Source organism: Cytobacillus stercorigallinarum (assembly GCF_014836495.1).
Classification (GTDB): Bacteria; Bacillota; Bacilli; order Bacillales; family Cytobacillaceae; genus Cytobacillus; species Cytobacillus stercorigallinarum.
In genome coordinates, this window is the sequence record NZ_JACSQT010000002.1 from 425,047 (window position 1) to 441,100 (window position 16,054).

Consider the following 16,054-nt stretch of genomic DNA (forward strand, 5'->3'; position numbering starts at 1 on the left):
TATTAAACTCCTCCAAAGCGCCTTTGACGCTTTTGGAATACTTCAACTGCTTCAACAAAATGTTCTTCTCCAAAGTCTGGCCATAAAACATCTGTAAACCAGAATTCAGCATAAGCCAGTTGCCATAACATAAAATTACTTAATCGAATTTCCCCACTTGTTCGTATAAGTAGGTCTGGATCGTTCAACTCACTTGTCATTAAGTACGATGAAAAAACTTCTTCTGTTAGCTTTTCTTCATCTATTATACCACTTTGTGCATCGATTAAGACGTTTTTAACTGCCTCAATAATTTCAGCTCGACTCCCATAATTCATAGCAAAATTTAACACTAACCCATCATTATGAGCAGTCGACTGAATCGCTTCGTCAATCGCTTTTAATGTCGCTGATGGTAAAATAGATTTATTGCCAATCATTTTCACTTGAACATTCTCTTCTATTAATTCAGGTAAAAACGTTTGCAGAAATTCGGATGGCAGCTTCATAAGAAAATCGACTTCCATTTTTGGCCTCTTCCAATTCTCAGTAGAGAAGGCGTATAATGTTAACGTTTTAACGCCGAGTTCATTGGCGAATCGAGTAATCTTTCTAACGACTTTTGCCCCTTCATGATGACCTGCAACACGTGGCAACGTTCTTTTTTTAGCCCAGCGACCATTACCATCCATAATGATGGCTACATGCTCTGGAATTGGTTGTGCTTTAATATTATCTATTCTTTCTTGAAGCTCTATTGAGTCATTATTATTTTTCCAAAGTTTCATTTTATCGAACATTTGAATACTCCTTTTAATAGGCTGATTTACCATTAAATAAGAAATACAATATATTTAATGGATAAGCACCCTTTTCCGTTCATACTACTTCGATGATTAAACGAGTGACGCTTTTGCCATTTCAGATATATTCATTATAGGCAGAATAAGTAAGCACATCAATAACTTTCCTACAATTGTGCTCCTCATTTTAAAGATTACCACAAAACGATGCAATAAGATATTTTTTTAAGATATTAATTAGAAAATATAAGATCGATTTCATAGATGGCCGTTTTGTTTTATCTGCCAACAAATTCTACCAGTTAAGATAAGAGTTCAATATTCTTCTACGCTACTGTTCTTTTCACTTTATTCAAAAATACGAAATGTAAGAATCGGTCCATTATAGAAAAAGCCCCCTATTTATCATAGAGGGCTTCGCCTACAATCGAAAAAGTATGTCTTATATAAGGTAAATAAGATTATACTTCTAAAATTTCTTTTTCTTTATCTTTTGTTAATTCATCAATTTTCTTGATAAACTCATCTGTTGCTTTTTGAATATCATCTGAATAACCACGTTGATCATCTTCAGTGATTTCACCATTTTTTTCTAGTTTTTTTAGATCATCATTACCGTCTCTTCTAATATTACGGATGCCTACTTTTGCTTCTTCCGCTTCCTTTTTCACAACTTTTACAAGTTCCTTACGGCGCTCCTCAGTTAGTTGTGGAATAGATAAACGAATCAAGTTTCCATCGCTTGTTGGAGTAAGTCCTAAATCTGATTTCAAGATTGCCTTTTCAATGTCACCTAATACAGATTTATCATAGGGTTGAATGACTAATAAACGTGCTTCTGGTACAGATACACCAGCTAATTGGTTAATAGGTGTTGGTGCACCATAGTAATCTACTGTTATTCTATCTAATATAGAAGAATTAGCTTTCCCAGCTCGAATACCGGCTAATTCGCGTGAGTAAGATTGTGTTGCTTTTGTCATACGTTCTTTTACATTAGCTATGATATTTTTTGGCATTTAGTTTTTCCCCCTTACGATTGTACCGATTGGCTCGCCTAATACAGCTCGATTGATATTTCCTTTTTCCATAATAGAAAAGACAATCAGTGGAATATTATTATCCATGCAAAGTGATGATGCAGTTGAATCCATTACGGCTAATCCTTCTTTAATAACGTCTAAATAGGATAGTTCATCGTATTTCTTTGCATTTTTATCGATTCGTGGATCAGCAGAGTATACACCGTCAACATTATTTTTTGCCATTAAGATCACTTCAGCATCAATTTCAGCTGCCCTTAATGCTGCTGTTGTATCTGTTGAGAAATAAGGGTTTCCTGTGCCTGCAGCGAAAATAACGACCCTTTTCTTTTCCAAGTGACGAATGGCTTTTCTACGGATATATGGCTCAGCAACTTGTCTCATTTCAATTGATGTTTGGACTCTTGTTTCAATTCCAAGTTGTTCTAAACTATCTTGAAGCGCTAAGGAGTTCATTACCGTTGCAAGCATTCCCATATAATCTGCATTAGCACGTTCCATGCCCATCTCTTCACCAATCTTACCACGCCAAATATTGCCGCCACCAACAACGACAGCTACTTCAACATCTAGCTCAGCTAAGTCTTTCACTTGCTGCGCGACTGATTTAATTACCGATGGATTAATGCCGAAACCTTGTTCTCCAGCTAATGCTTCACCACTTAATTTTAAAACAACTCTTTTATACTTAGGGTCGCTCATAAGAACCTCCATAATGAATAGTAAGCAATAGTTTTTATGAAGAAAAGCTTTTGCTTAAAATTTCAAATTACATTTATTCTAACAAACAGGGAACACACAGTGTTCCCTACAAAATTCATCTACTATGTGTAGATTATTTATTATTTTTTCACTTGGCTCATTACTTCTTCTGCAAAATTATCTTCGCGTTTTTCGATACCTTCTCCTACTTCGTAACGTACGAATTCGCTAATTTTACCGCCTTTAGAAGCAACAAATTTACCAACTTTTTCATCTGGGTTTTTAACAAATGATTGATCGTTTACACAAACTTCTTCGAAGTATTTACCTAAGCGACCTTCAACCATTTTCTCAACGATTTTTTCTGGTTTACCTTCGTTAAGTGCTTGTTGAGTAAGAACTTGACGCTCATGTTCAACTTCTTCTTGTGAAACTTCATCACGAGAGATATATTTAGGATTTAAAGCTGCAATGTGCATAGATACGTCTTTTGCTGCTTCTTCATCAGTTGTACCTTCAAGAACTGTAAGTACACCAATGCGGCCACCCATGTGTAGGTATGCGCCAAAAGCATCGTTATCTGTTTTTGTTTTAATTTCAAAACGACGTAATGATAGTTTCTCACCAATTTTTGAAATAGCTGTATTGATATGAGATTCAACTGTGTTACCATTTGTCATAGACCCTTGAAGAGCTTCTTCAAGTGACGCAGGTTTTGCACTTAACAAGTGCTCTCCTAATTCTTTAACAAGTGTTTGGAAACCTTCGTTTTTAGCAACGAAGTCTGTTTCAGCATTTACTTCAAGAATAACTGCTTCATTTCCTTCTACTTTAATAGAAGTTAAACCTTCAGCAGCGATACGATCGCCTTTCTTCGCAGCTTTTGCAATACCTTTTTCACGAAGAAAGTCAATTGCTTTTTCCATATCTCCGTCTACTTCTTGAAGTGCTTTTTTACAATCCATCATTCCAGCACCTGTTTTTTCACGTAATTCTTTTACCATTTGTGCAGTAATTGCCATTATGGAATCCTCCTTATTGAATATGTAAATGTCGTAAACGAACATTCAGCATGTTTTTTTATTACATTATCTTTTCCAACTATTGCGTGTGCCAATCGTTCTCTTTGCATTTGCAGGTAATAAATACGTCATTCTTTTTAAAAAAAGGTGATAAAGGGTGCTCCCTATTATCACCTTTTCAAAATAACGCATTTCATAGCAATTATGCAGTCGTTACTTCTTCACCTTGTTTAGCTTCTAAAATTGCATCCGCCATTTTACCAGTTAAAAGTTTAACGGCACGAATTGCATCGTCATTTGCAGGGATTACTACATCGATTTCATCTGGATCACAGTTCGTATCAACAATACCAACGATTGGAATGTTTAATTTATGCGCTTCTGCAACTGCAATGCGCTCTTTACGAGGATCAATGATGAATAAAGCATCAGGAAGAGCTTTCATATCTTTGATTCCGCCTAAGAATTTTTCTAAACGTTCTTGCTCTTTTCTTAATTGAACAACTTCTTTTTTAGGAAGTACTTCAAAAGTGCCATCTTCAGACATTCTTTCGATATCTTTAAGACGTGCAATACGCTTTTGGATTGTTTCAAAGTTTGTTAATGTACCACCTAACCAACGTTGGTTTACATAGTACATACCAGAACGAATCGCTTCTTCTTTAACAGAATCTTGCGCTTGTTTTTTAGTACCAACGAAAAGAACTGTTCCGCCTTCACCAGCTAGTTCTTTAACGAAATTATAAGCTTCTTCTACCTTCTTAACTGTTTTTTGAAGGTCGATAATGTAGATGCCGTTACGCTCAGTGAAAATGTATTTTTTCATTTTTGGGTTCCAACGGCGAGTTTGGTGTCCGAAATGTACACCAGCTTCAAGCAATTGCTTCATAGAAATTACTGACATGGATGTTTCCTCCTAATGGTTTTTATTTTCCTCCGCTCATATCATCTTTAACTAGAAACTGTATTGACAGCACCAACTAGTTAAATCAATAAGCGTGTGTATTAACACCGTTTTATAATATAGCATAACTCCAGTAAGTAAGCAAGACTTATCATCATTCCATAGAAAATTTCAATAAAAGTTCTACTTCCTTTTTTCCTTTATTCATGTATTTTGCAATTTCTTCAACGGAGTTCCCTTGATGATAAAGCTCCTGAATAGAAGAATGGGTAGTCGCTTCATTTTCTTCTCTTTGATGATCAATAGGAGTATCCTTATTGGCTTGATTAGCTTGATAAATAGATGCAGCCTTCTTTTTAGCTGTTGTTGCTGGATAGCGTTTATTCAACTCTTGTGGATTTGCCTCCGTTTGTAGGTTAGATTCGTTATTTACCGGAGATAATGTATTTCTTTGTTGGATTTGCTTTAAAAAGGCTTCATTCTCTTCACGCATTTCCGTTAGGTATATCGCTAATAATTGATCCATTTGTTCTATATTATTTTTTTGTTCTTTTTCTAAAGAAACAAAACGGTTTTGCCGTAAATAAAGGAGAAGAATCGCAGTTATTGCGAGTATATTCAATATAAGACTTATGATAAGGAAGAAAACAATCATTATTTATCCCCTTTTTTATAAACTATAAGTGACTCTCTGCTTTTTAATTTTCGATAGGTGATACTACAAATTCTGATTGATTAAAATGAATGGTCACATGCGCATTCGGCTTTTTAAATAACTTGGCGTACTTTCCTTTTTTTATCTTCGTTTGTGGGTAAAGATCTCCAAGAATTTTGATAGCTAGCTTTTTCTTTTGTAAGGAGTGGTGGCTTTCTATCTCTTGTTTCTTTTTCGTCAGATTTAAAATTTCTTGGTCGATATGTTTCTTAGTCTTTTTATGCTTTACTGCCAACGGATGTCCCTGCTGATCCTCCTGCAATTTATACTCAATTGAGACTAACTTTTGTTTGACGATATTTAATTCAGCAAGTTTGGTCGAGATTTCTCCTAGCTTTTCTTGTAGTGAATGATCCTCTTCTTTTAATTCAATTTCAGTATATGTATAATGGTGATTGCCAATATCTTTGACAATCAATTCACCATATGTTGATAAATGCCCCCCGATGACAGATGCATTATTTGCAAAAATATGTTCCTTGGCAACTACTACACTATGAAGGATAGAACGCTCTATATAAATATTACTTGCCGATTCTACCGCAGCTTGATTTAAAAAAGTGGCTCTAATACTGCCTTGAGCCTGAATTTTACCATATTGATTCCCCAAGACTCCACCTTCAATATAAATATAGCCTTGTGCCTCTAATTTGGCGTTTTCAACAGTTCCTTCTACTCTTATATTACCTGTTGCGGCAATATGGCTCCCTGTTAAGACATTCCCTTTTACAACCACATGGCCATCAAATTTTATGATCCCTTTTCCAGGATGATAATCACCATCTATTACTTGTATCGGCAAAACAGATAAGGTGTCTTTTGACAGTAAGACTTCACCATTAATTAAAGAATAATATTGTCCATGATGAAAAATGACATTTTCCCCTGGGGTGATATGTAATTCTCTCCCATCCATACTGTTCACTCTGCGTCCATGTACATCGATTCCGTCCGTCCCAGGTGTAGCTGGAAAAATGGTTGCGACCACCTCACCGTTTGTTACTGTCAGCATATGCCGATGGATGTCAGTAAGCTTCTCTCGCTTCTCACTATGCAAATTTAACTTTTCCTTTACTAAATAAGCATCTCTTCCAGCGATTGGTTTCTCGCCCTTTGCAATTTCGATTGGGTAAGTGTAGGCTTGAGGGTCTTCGACGATTTTCGCGATTAGTGCATGGTCAAGTCCATATGTAATATTCGCCTTAAGAATACTATTTTCTATTACTTTTTTAATATCATCATTTTGTATCTCACTTGCCTTTAGGTGCAACATAGCAGTTAACCTATCAGGTGATACAGTAATGATTTGCCCTCTTACCATAGAAAAACCCTCCTTCAAAGAACATTAGACGATTTTTTCTAATGTTTTCTTTAACTTTTGAATTGCCTTTGAATGAATTTGTGAAATTCTAGATGTAGAAAGCTGCATAACTTCCCCAATTTCTGTTAATGTCAGTTCTTCTTTATAAAATAAACTAACCACTAATTGTTCCTTTTCGTTTAATTGCTTAATTTGGGACGTTAATTCTTCAATTATTTCATTTTTCACAAGCTGCTTTTCTGGTAATATCGCTCTTTCATCTTGAAGAACAAATGAATAATCATCGTAGTCATAGTCACTCGGTTTTTCATCAATAGATAATAAGTTGGCTATGTATTGTTCATTTAAAGTAGCATATACTTCCTTTGTTGATAATTGCACTTCAAGAGCAATTTCTTCAACTGTGACATTACGCATATAGGCCTGTTCTAGTCTTTCAATCGCCGCTTCCACTTTTTTTGTTCTTTCTCGCGAGCTTCTAGAAAGCCAATCTTCTTTTCTTAGCCCATCTAAGATGGCGCCTCTTACTCTGAAGGATGCATACGTATCAAATTTAAGGTCTCGATTGGGATCGTATTTTTCTAGTGCATCAAATAAACCCATCATGCCTAAACTTTTCAATTCATCCCTTGACACGTTTTTAGGGAGACCCGCTGCAATTCTCTGTACATGATAACTCACTAGTGGCATATATCTTTTAACGAGAAAATTACCCGCATCCTGATTTCGTGAACATACCCATTCATCCCAAGCTTTTTCTTCTGAAACTTGTAGCATTGATTGAATCTGGCTAAATACATGATTTAAACCAGATACTCACCTCCTCTAACAAATATTTATATATATGTGACTCCTTGATTAACCGTCTTAACCATCATCTTGCCATTCTCTGGGTTGAACTCAATCGTTCGTCCGCAATGACCGCCTACATCTTTACCTGTCACTTCAACTTGCAAGCTTTTTAGTATTCGTTCTGTAGTGGCAATGTTTCTTTCGCCAATACGGATCACATCTTGGCCAGATGAAAATTTAAACATATGAGCCCCACCTGCAAACTTAGCCATGATGGAAATACGATGCGCTCCACTTTTAATTAATTCATCGTACAAATGCTTAATACCTGAATCAGCAAACTTGGCGGGGTTAAATACCTGTGATTTTGCTAAGGATGAGTCAGGGAGCATAATATGAACCAAACCTGCTATTTTCTTTTTTTGATCATAAAGTACGACACCTACGCAAGAACCTAAACCTGACGTCCGGATTAACTGAGGTGCCTGAACAATATGATAGTCAGCTATCCCAACTTTCACGACTTCACTTGTATTCATTATATTTGTCCGTCACATCTCTTTAAGATTTCAGATAACGAGTGATTATCGAGAAAGATCAATAAGCGACAAAGCTCTTGTTTCGATTCTTCAACAATCTCCATACTCGTTTGCATAACTAATAACTCGTCAAAATCGTATGATTGTGTAATACACGCATCACTGATTAGTGCAGCTGACATATCGATACTAATAGCAGGAAGCGAACAAAAAAGAGGTTCTCCAAAAAAATCACCAAGTGCTGAAGCGTAAGCGCCTGTTAACATATTCATTAATTCTGCTAATGCAGATTGTTCCATGTGATCGTATAGACTACTAAACTTTTCATTTTGACTTTGTAGCAAATCTGCTATCCACCGTTCTACATTTTGATGAGACATTAATAATAATAGTTGGCTTGAAAGAGAGCCTGAGACTTGCGATAGGCCCCCAACCGTTACGTTCTCGTCATTACCGTTTGCTTCGACTACCTCTTGATAGCTATATATATGAACCGAGGGAACATGCATATTTACTTTTTTATCCAACAAAAAAGAAAGGGCTGTTGCTGCATTACCTGCACCAATATTTGCTACTTCTTTTAACATATCTATAAATTTTGGGAGATGGTGTCGTTCATTAATAGAATAAGAATGCGCCATTAAATTTCTACATTCTCCTCTATATTTAATACTTTAGCTAAGTCAATCAAAATAAGAATTTGTTGATTCATTTTGGCGACAGCTTTTATATAATCAAACGACTCTGTTCCCACCACTTCAGGCGGGGGCTCTAATTGTGATGTGGCAACATCTATCACATCATTCGCTGTATCAACAATTAGCCCCACTTCCTTTTCACCTTTTTTCGTAATAATAATTCGAGTATGTTGGGAATATGGGTGTTCGGGTAAATTAAATCTCGTACGCAAATCGACAATTGGCAGTATAACGCCACGCAGATTAATGACCCCTTTAATATATTTTTCTGTACCTGGCACTCTCGTAATATGTTCTATTTTTTCTATTGAGAGTACATCAGCAACAGGTACCCCATATTCTTTATCACCAAGCTGAAATACAATTAATTGAACAGTATGTTGTTTATTTTCCACAGTCCAATCACCATCTTCCTATTATTTTATCAACTCATTGCAATCAATAATTAACGCTACTTGTCCATCCCCTAATATTGTCGCACCCGATATAGCAAAAACATTCGTTAAATAATCACCTAATGATTTTAGGACAATCTCTTGTTGTCCGATAAAAGAACTCACGATTAATGCAGCAAGCTTGTCTCCTTTTCGAACGATAACTACTGAAAGCGTCTCTGGTATTTCTTCACTTACATCGTTCACTTCAAAGATAGATTGTAAGGAAACGAGCGGAACAACTTTACCTCTAAAGTCGATTACTTGCTGATTATGTGTTTTCATAATGTCAGCTTTTTTTATAATGGCTGTTTCAATAATTGACGATAAAGGAATAGCATATTTTTCATTTTCTACTTCTACTAACATAGCGGAAATAATCGAAAGGGTTAAAGGTAATTGAATGGAGAAAGTTGAGCCGTAGCCTTCATTAGACTGAATCGTCACATATCCGCCTAATGATTCAATTATACTTTTAACAACATCTAAACCGACACCTCTGCCCGAAACATCGGAAATTTCCTTAGCTGTAGAAAAACCTGATGAAAAAATAAGCTGATAAATTTCTTGATCTTCCATAGAAGCAATCTCTTCTTCTTTAATAATCCCTTTAGCAATGGCTTTTCGACACACATTATCCTTATTTATTCCCGCTCCATCATCCGTTATCTCTATGAATATATGATTTCCGCTATGATAAGCTTTCAAGATAATTGTTCCTTGTTGTGGCTTACCTTTCGCTAAACGCTCCTCCGGCTTTTCAATTCCATGATCCATTGCATTTCTAATCAAATGAACGAGTGGATCACCAATCTCATCAATGACGGTTCGATCTAATTCTGTTTGGGCACCAATAATCTCTAAGTTAACAGATTTATGCAAATCCTTCGCTAGTTGCCTAACCATTTTGGGGAAACGATTAAAGACGGTATCAATTGGAACCATCCTCATATTGAGAATGATATTTTGCAAATCACCGGAAATACGAGACATATGTTCAACCGTTTCTTGTAACCCTTGATGGTCTAGATCTTGCGAAATTTGTAGTAAGCGTCCTCTATCAATCACTAATTCCTCAAATAAATTCATCAAGATATCTAACCGTTCAATGTTTACTCTTATTGTTTTCGTGCCATGTTTGCTTTGCTGTTTGAATGATGAAGTCTGTTGCTGCGTTACTTCAACCTCTTTTTTTGTAGGCAACGAGGTTTCTTCTACAGCTACAGCCACTTCTTCACTCGCTTGAGACAAATCTATCGCTATGATTTCAACCGCGTCAATTTCAGATATCTTCAACAGTTCTATTTCAATCTCTTCTTTTGTGTTAGAGGAGAGAATGGTTACTGTAAACTCAAAGTCAAATTGTTCCTCTTCAAGAGCAGTTGCTTGTGGGTGCGATTTAATGATTTCCCCATTTTTCTCTAATGTTTCAAAAACCATAAATACTCGAACCGCTTTTAATAAACAATCTTTATGTAATTGCACCGTCACTTCAAAGGGCTGATAATCGGTATCTTTTGATTGACTTAATACCGTCCACTCATAATCATCATAGGTCAGCTTTCCAACTTGCACAGTTTCCGGTGCATTTCCAATTTCAAGCGGTTGGTTGCTATCCAAGCTTTGCAATTGTTTCACAACAGTCTCTACATTCAATTGTCCATTCCCACCATTGGCAATAGATTCTACCATTTCTTCTAAATAATCAGCTGCTAAAAATAATACATCAAGTACTTGTGAAGAAACAGCTAATTTCTCATTCCGAATAAGGTCTAACACATTCTCCATTTGGTGAGTTAATTGGGCTAGATCATTAAACTCCATTGTAGCTGACATGCCTTTTAAAGTATGAGCAGAGCGAAAAATCTCATTAACAATGAATAAATCCTCTGGGCTTTGCTCTAATTTAAGAAGCAAATCATTACAGTTTTGTAAATGTTCTTTACTTTCTTCAATAAAAAGATCTAAATATTGGTTCATTTCCATCTAAAGACACCTCCATTAAACATACTTCAAGATTGTAGATGAGACATTTTGTAACTCTACCACTTCATCAGCTAATCCATTATCAACGATCGCTTTTGGCATTCCGTAAACGATGGCTGTTTCTTTCGATTCGGCAATAATTGTTGTTTTCGTTTTCTCTTTTAACTTTTGTGCTCCCTTTTTTCCATCTACGCCCATTCCAGTCAATACGACAGCTAATTGTCTATAGCCCTGCAATTCACTAAATGAAGCAAATAGCACATCAGCAGACGGACAATGCCCCACTTTTTTCTCCGGTGGTATTAAATGAGCGAAAAGAAAACTGCCTTTTTGATTTATAGTAAAATGAAAGCCGCCTTTTGCAATATAAGCAACACCTCTCTCCAACCTTTCCCCATCTTCTACTTCTTTCACCGTAATATGAGTCATTTGATTCAAACGGTTTGCTAAAGATTGGGTGAAAAACGGAGGCATATGTTGGACAATGAGTATTGTTGCATTTATATCTTGTGGAAAACTTTGTAAAATAGATTGAATGGCTCTTGGCCCTCCTGTTGATGCGGCAATTGTAACGAGTAAAGGTTTCTTCTCACTTGATACAAAATACTCACTTTCTAGTTCTATATTACTATAATTTTCGGATGTTTTTATGGTTTTGCGAGGTTTATTTATAGGACTAATTAACGATTTCATATTTGTTTGTCGTGCTATTTTCACTTTTTCTATTAAATCATGCTTGATTTTATATAAATCCAATGAAATCGGACCTGATGGCTTTTCTATAAAATCAAATGCACCATATTTAAATGCTAAAATCGTATGATCTGTACTTACTTTTGCAGCACTAGATAACATGATAACTGGTAGAGGTTTATTGGCCATTATTTTTTGCAACGCCTCAAGTCCGTTCATAATAGGCATTTCAATATCTAAAGTCACGACATCTGGCTGTTTTTGAATCACTTCACGGACGCCCTCTTCACCATTCCTCGCCACACCTATTACTTCTATTAGTGGATCTCCAGATAAAAAATCAGTAATTAGTTTTCTCATAAATGCTGAGTCATCAATGACAACTACCTTAATCTTATCCTTACTCACACCCAATCACCCCCTACTTAAAAGCAAATGTTTTAAACGCTGGATAAAAGATGTACTGTTTCCTTGTTCTACTCTTTCTATTTCATTTAATAATTGAGAAGTAATAAGTGCTAATTGCTTGGCAGCTTGTCCTTCTCGATCCAATTGGACAAAGGGCACTTGGTGTTGAACAGCTTTTTTCACTTTTTTATCTTCTAACACAGAGCCCAAGTATACGATTTCCAATTGTAGAAATTTCTTAACTACTGCCGAAACCCGCTGGAATGCTTCACGAGCTTGCTGTAAATCATCGACGCGATTCATAATCATTGAAAAATGAACATCCGACTGATTTTTGGCAATTTGTTTTATCGCACCGTAAGCATCCATTATAGCTGGAGGCTCCGGCGTTGTAACAACAATCACTTCTTTAGAAGATGATATAAATGAAACGGCTTCGAAGCTCATCCCTGCACCCATATCTAAAATAATGAAATCATATGTCCTTAAAATGAAACTTAAATCATCGAGGAAGTTATTCACCTTTTGTTTATCCAGTTGCAACATATTTGATAGTCCTGAACCACCGGCAATCATATCAATCCCTAATGGACCTTTTTCTATTAACTCATTGAATGAGCGCTTTCCATTAAAATAATCAGCTAAAGTAAACGGAAAAGAACGACCGATAAGAATATCTTGATTTCCCATACCTATATCCATGTCAATTAACAAGACTGTCTTCTTTCGCTCTTTCAATAAAAGGGATAGATTCAAGGATATATTTGACTTCCCCACACCGCCTTTGCCACTAATCACAGAGATGACACGACCTTCTGAAGCGATAAAGGGTTGATTATTCTTTAATTGATCACGTAGTTTAGACGCCTGATCATACATGAGCCGAATCCTTTTTGAGAACGATATCTAAAAAATTCTCCTTTGTCATCTCTTGCAGGTCTTCAGGTACTTCTTGTCCATTTGTCATATAAGCAATCCCTTTTTGATAATGAAATACCATCTCTCCTACTGCATGAAGGCTGCTCGTTTCATCCATTTTAGTAAATAGGAAACGGTCAATGTCCATTCCGATAAATTGCTCATATATCTCTTTCATATCTTCTACTTTTGCAGTAAGTGACAGCACTAGGAACGTCTCTGTTGGGAAATCAGTGGTTTTTGTTACAGAGGAAAGCTCCTTTATATTTTCCTCAAGTCGATAATTCCTTCCTGCTGTATCTATGAATATCACATCATAGTGAGCAAACTTCTCTACTGCTTGTTGATAATCTTCGGCAGAATAGCAAACTTCTATAGGTGCATGAAAAATATTGGCATATGTCCTTAGTTGCTCAATAGCAGCAATACGATACGTATCAGTTGTAATAAATGCCACCTGTTTTTTATGCTTTAATACCGCTTCAGCAGCCAATTTAGCAATTGTAGTTGTTTTCCCAACTCCTGTTGGACCTATAAGTTTAATTAATTGATTGTTATAAGTAATACCACCAAATGAAAGACCTGTGAGTTTACTATTTAGATATTCTTCTATCCATTCTGTCACCTTGCTATCACGTAATTGCTCTGATTCTTTATACCATCTGGCTAATAGATGATCTGTCATCTCATTTATAAGGAATGGCGGTAATTCCATATTGTGTAATCGTTCAATCATTCGTTTAACATCTGTCGGCATGGTTTCAGCTTGAATATGTAAATCGTCTCGCTTTTCTTTGATGAGTCCTTTTACTTCTTTCAATTGCGTAATAATTTGTTGCATATTCTCTATCTCACCTGAAGGAGTTTGCGGATCAGATGCCTGCTGTTTCACATCAGGGTCGACACCTGCCATAATCTCTAGTTGCTCCTTTTTAAACAGACCGAGAAATCCCGTTGCTTTTTTCGTTTTTTTCGTCTGTAAAATCATGGCATCTGGCCCTAAATCTTTACGTATCCTCTCTAACCCTTCTGCCATTGTATTAACAGTAAACTTTTTCACTTTCATTATAGATTCACCACTCCAACGCTTTGTACTTCTGCATTAGCTTCTATCTCATTGTAAGAGAGAATAGGTACTTGCGGAAAATACCTTTCTGTCAATTGTCTTACATATAATCGAACAGCAGGTGAACATAAGACCACTGGTGAATGATTCAACATAGAACTTTGTTCGATTTGGTTTGCCAGTGACTCTAAAATCGTTTGTGTTTGCGTCGGATCTACCGATAAAAAACGCCCCTGTTCTGTTTGTTGAATGCCATCAGCAATAATCTTCTCAACTTTTCCAGATAAAGTGATCACTTTTAACGATTCACCTTCATGAAATTGATCGGTGATTTGCCTAGCGAGTGATTGGCGAACATACTCCGTTAATAAATCTGTATCAGTTGTCGATCGAACAGTATCTGCTAAACTCTCAAATATCACTGGTAGGTTCTTAATAGAGATGTTTTCTCTAAGTAATTTCGCCAGTACTTTTTGAATATCTCCCGTTGTTAAAGGCGTCGGTGTAACTTCTTCAACCAGAATGGGATAACTTGATTTTAAATGATCGATTAATTGCTTCGTTTCTTGACGACCAATTAACTCATGGGCATTATTTTTAATCACTTCAGTTAAATGAGTGGACACAACTGAAGGGGGATCAACAACCGTATAACCGTAAATCTCAGCTTGCTCTTTCGTGTCTTCATTAATCCATTTAGCTGGTAAACCAAATGAAGGTTCTATTGTGTCAATTCCTTCGATAGAATCTTCCTCGACACCTGGACTCATGGCTAAATAATGATCTAACAAGAGCTCCCCTTTGGCCATTACATTCCCTTTAATTTTGAGACGATACTCGTTTGGTTGTAATTGAATATTATCTCTAATGCGAACGACGGGGATAATAATCCCTAATTCTATGGCTAATTGCCTTCTAATCATCACGATTCGATCAAGTAAATCGCCACCTTGATTCGCATCTGCGAGTGGGATAAGCCCGTAGCCAAATTCAAATTCTATCGGGTCAACATTTAATAGATTAATCACACTCTCAGGACTTTTCATTTCATCCGTTTGCACTTCTTCTTCGATTTCTTGTAATTGTTCCTTGTCAGGTGCTGGTGTTTTAGAAATAAAATACCCACCAGCTATTAACAAGCCTGCAATAGGAAGTGTTAATAACAAGCCAATCGGTGTAAACACACCTAAGAAAAGAATAGTCGCGCCGGCAATATAGAGCATTTTAGGATAAGAGAATAATTGCCCAGTGATATCTGATCCGATATTTCCCTCTGAAGCTGACCTAGTGACAACTAACCCAGTCGCAGTAGACATGAGAAGAGCGGGTATTTGGCTCACTAATCCATCACCAATTGTTAACATAGAAAAATGAGTGGCAGCCTCTCCTATAGGTAAACCTAATTGTGTGACACCAATGATTATTCCAACGATTAGATTAATTAAGGTAATAATAATTGACGCAATTGCATCGCCTTTTACAAATTTACTCGCACCATCCATCGCTCCATAGAAATCTGCTTCACGCCCGATTTTTTCACGACGATTTCTAGCCTCTTGTTCAGAGATCATCCCTGCATTTAAATCTGCATCAATACTCATTTGTTTTCCCGGCATTGCATCCAAAGTAAATCTTGCTGCAACCTCTGACACTCGCTCAGTCCCTTTTGTAATTACAATAAACTGAACAATAACAAGAATGATGAACACAACTAAACCGACGATTACGTTACCTCCAGTAACAAAGGAACCAAACGTCTCAACAACTTTCCCCGCATCACCTTCGGAAAGGATGGCACGCATCGTAGAGACATTCAGCCCGATGCGAAATAAAGTCATTAAAAGAACAAGCGATGGAAATATAGAAAATTCTAGTGCTTCCTTCATACTCATGGCCATGAGTAAAACCATAAGTGCGAGCGCCATATTAATGATAATTAAAATACTTAATAGCCAATGGGGGAAAGGAATGATGAGCATAGCAACAATTAAAATAACGCTCAACAACACCGATAAATCTTTTACAGCCATC

Annotated in this window: 16 protein-coding genes; all 16 read right to left on the reverse strand. The window is 36.4% G+C overall.

Annotated features, from left to right (window positions below):
• Positions 1-2 precede the first annotated feature (2 nt).
• Entirely contained in the window at positions 3-779 is a 777-nt protein-coding gene (locus H9655_RS06605) for an isoprenyl transferase (RefSeq protein ID WP_191812175.1), read from the reverse strand.
• A gap of 464 nt (positions 780-1,243) precedes the next feature.
• Complete coding sequence (gene frr / locus H9655_RS06610) at positions 1,244-1,801, reverse strand: ribosome recycling factor (RefSeq protein WP_191812178.1); 558 nt, start codon at positions 1,799-1,801, stop codon at positions 1,244-1,246.
• A complete protein-coding gene (gene pyrH / locus H9655_RS06615; RefSeq protein WP_095369502.1) occupies positions 1,802-2,527 on the reverse strand; it encodes a UMP kinase in 726 nt (241 codons plus the stop codon).
• 140 nt (positions 2,528-2,667) lie between these two features.
• Positions 2,668-3,549 carry a translation elongation factor Ts gene (gene tsf, locus H9655_RS06620; RefSeq protein ID WP_191812180.1) on the reverse strand — a complete coding sequence of 294 codons (882 nt, stop codon included), beginning with the start codon at positions 3,547-3,549 and terminating at the stop codon, positions 2,668-2,670.
• A 202-nt stretch (positions 3,550-3,751) separates the two neighbouring features.
• On the reverse strand, positions 3,752-4,453 hold the full coding sequence (rpsB, locus tag H9655_RS06625) for a 30S ribosomal protein S2 (protein ID WP_095369504.1): 702 nt from the start codon (positions 4,451-4,453) through the stop codon (positions 3,752-3,754).
• Positions 4,454-4,607: 154 nt separating this feature from the next.
• Positions 4,608-5,108, reverse strand: a complete 501-nt coding sequence (locus tag H9655_RS06630) for a DUF6115 domain-containing protein (RefSeq protein ID WP_191812181.1) — start codon at positions 5,106-5,108, stop codon at positions 4,608-4,610.
• A 43-nt stretch (positions 5,109-5,151) separates the two neighbouring features.
• Entirely contained in the window at positions 5,152-6,489 is a 1,338-nt protein-coding gene (locus tag H9655_RS06635; protein WP_191812183.1) for a DUF342 domain-containing protein, read from the reverse strand.
• Positions 6,490-6,513: 24 nt separating this feature from the next.
• On the reverse strand, positions 6,514-7,266 hold the full coding sequence (locus H9655_RS06640; protein ID WP_191812185.1) for a FliA/WhiG family RNA polymerase sigma factor: 753 nt from the start codon (positions 7,264-7,266) through the stop codon (positions 6,514-6,516).
• A 59-nt stretch (positions 7,267-7,325) separates the two neighbouring features.
• Positions 7,326-7,820, reverse strand: a complete 495-nt coding sequence (locus H9655_RS06645; protein WP_191812187.1) for a chemotaxis protein CheD — start codon at positions 7,818-7,820, stop codon at positions 7,326-7,328.
• Positions 7,820-8,461: a chemotaxis protein CheC gene (locus tag H9655_RS06650; protein WP_191812189.1), complete on the reverse strand. Its 642-nt coding sequence runs from the start codon at positions 8,459-8,461 to the stop codon at positions 7,820-7,822. The genes H9655_RS06645 and H9655_RS06650 overlap by 1 nt, the downstream gene beginning before the upstream one ends.
• Complete coding sequence (locus H9655_RS06655) at positions 8,461-8,913, reverse strand: chemotaxis protein CheW (protein WP_191812191.1); 453 nt, start codon at positions 8,911-8,913, stop codon at positions 8,461-8,463. The genes H9655_RS06650 and H9655_RS06655 overlap by 1 nt, the downstream gene beginning before the upstream one ends.
• Positions 8,914-8,934: 21 nt before the next feature.
• Entirely contained in the window at positions 8,935-10,938 is a 2,004-nt protein-coding gene (locus H9655_RS06660) for a chemotaxis protein CheA (protein ID WP_191812193.1), read from the reverse strand.
• 15 nt (positions 10,939-10,953) lie between these two features.
• The gene (locus H9655_RS06665; protein WP_318245453.1) at positions 10,954-12,039 is read right to left on the reverse strand and encodes a protein-glutamate methylesterase/protein-glutamine glutaminase; all 1,086 of its coding nucleotides are present in this window, start codon (positions 12,037-12,039) and stop codon (positions 10,954-10,956) included.
• Positions 12,040-12,045: 6 nt separating this feature from the next.
• On the reverse strand, positions 12,046-12,918 hold the full coding sequence (locus H9655_RS06670) for a MinD/ParA family protein (protein ID WP_191812195.1): 873 nt from the start codon (positions 12,916-12,918) through the stop codon (positions 12,046-12,048).
• Positions 12,911-14,023 (reverse strand): flagellar biosynthesis protein FlhF, encoded by a 1,113-nt coding sequence (locus H9655_RS06675; RefSeq protein ID WP_191812198.1) that lies wholly within the window; start codon positions 14,021-14,023, stop codon positions 12,911-12,913. The genes H9655_RS06670 and H9655_RS06675 overlap by 8 nt, the downstream gene beginning before the upstream one ends.
• The gene (gene flhA / locus H9655_RS06680) at positions 14,023-16,053 is read right to left on the reverse strand and encodes a flagellar biosynthesis protein FlhA (protein ID WP_191812200.1); all 2,031 of its coding nucleotides are present in this window, start codon (positions 16,051-16,053) and stop codon (positions 14,023-14,025) included. Before flhA ends, H9655_RS06675 begins: the two co-directional genes overlap by 1 nt.
• Between the last annotated feature and the right edge of the window lies 1 nt (position 16,054).